The following is a 1,190-nucleotide window of genomic DNA, read 5'->3' as shown; positions in this document are numbered from 1 at the left end:
ATGCTTCTGTGTTTTTTACTTTCTTTATCCAAAACCCAAGAGGTAGGTTGCAATAAAAAATCGCCTAACAAATGCGCCAAAAGCAGTTTTACAAAAATAATCATACGCTGATGGTTTTGATTTTATTTCTGAAATATTTTTCTATTTCCATTACTAAATCAAATTGGGCACGTTTTCTTCTTCGGCTAACTGCTGCTTGATTGATGCCTAATTTTACACCAATTTCTTCCTGTGAAAGCGATGGGTTTTCAATGGCTGCCAAAACAAATTCAGCCGATTGTGCCAACCAATTATTCATAAAAGTCAGTCCCAATCGCAACATCAAATTGATTTCGGCATCAAATCCTTCATTGCCCGAATTAATGGCTAAATTGATTTTTTGTTTCTTTAAAGTTTCAAAAACTTCGCCAGAACGTGAAAAAGCGGTTCCGTTGCTTTCCGAAATTTTCTTGGACTTATAAGTCATTTCTCCAAAACCAATACTCATTCTGACATCTAACTTTATAGATTTAAAATAAGATTTAATTTGCAGTGCTATTATCAAAGCTTCTTCTGGATTTTTGATTTCCAATTGGAATTCATCGCCTCTGTAAATCTCCCATTCTACTGGGTTTTTGCCAAAAGTATTCAATAATTTCTTTAAACCATCTATCCAAATTTTGGATGATAATTTCCTAGAATTGACGATATCTCCTGTAATTATGCCTATCATATTTCAAAAGTAATTAAAAAATGGATTCGAAAAACAATTTATTTAAATATTACCAAAAAACGTAATAATAGAAAATATTACCAAAAAGCGTAATAATATAAAATATTACTAAAAAGCGTAATATTCAATTTTTTGTAAATGAAAGAAAAATGAATAAGCTAAAATATCGTTCATTAAAACACTTTAAATTTTTAAACATTTTTAAACATTTTTAAACTTTTAAACTTTTAAACTTTCTTATCTTTGAATTTCTATGGAAGCAATAAAAATTATCGAATGTCCACGAGATGCGATGCAAGGAATAAAAGCATTTATTCCAACTGATAGGAAAGTGGCATACATTCAATCTTTGTTGCGTGTGGGTTTTGATACTATCGATTTTGGTAGTTTTGTTTCGCCCAAAGCTATTCCGCAAATGCAAGATACTGCCGAAGTTTTGGCACAATTAGATTTATCACAAACACAAAGTAAATTATTG

Annotated in this window: 2 protein-coding genes and 1 pseudogene; 1 reads left to right on the top strand and 2 read right to left on the bottom strand. The window is 30.4% G+C overall.

The annotated features are described in order from the left end of the window. Window positions 1–104, bottom strand: a 104-nt coding sequence (locus EKL98_RS16575; protein WP_126563203.1) for a DUF3307 domain-containing protein, incomplete at its 3' end; no start/stop codon positions are given. Next, window positions 101–712: a SatD family protein gene (locus EKL98_RS16570; protein WP_126563202.1), complete on the bottom strand. Its 612-nt coding sequence runs from the start codon at window positions 710–712 to the stop codon at window positions 101–103. The genes EKL98_RS16575 and EKL98_RS16570, both read right to left, overlap by 4 nt. A gap of 253 nt (window positions 713–965) precedes the next feature. On the opposite strand from EKL98_RS16570, the pseudogene EKL98_RS16565 reads away from it, so the two are divergent. Next, window positions 966–1,190: pseudogene (locus tag EKL98_RS16565) on the top strand (hydroxymethylglutaryl-CoA lyase); the annotation flags it as partial.

Source organism: Flavobacterium bomense, from assembly GCF_003970355.1.
Note: the sequence above shows the minus strand (reverse complement) of the source record. Positions and strands in the feature narration are given on the sequence as shown.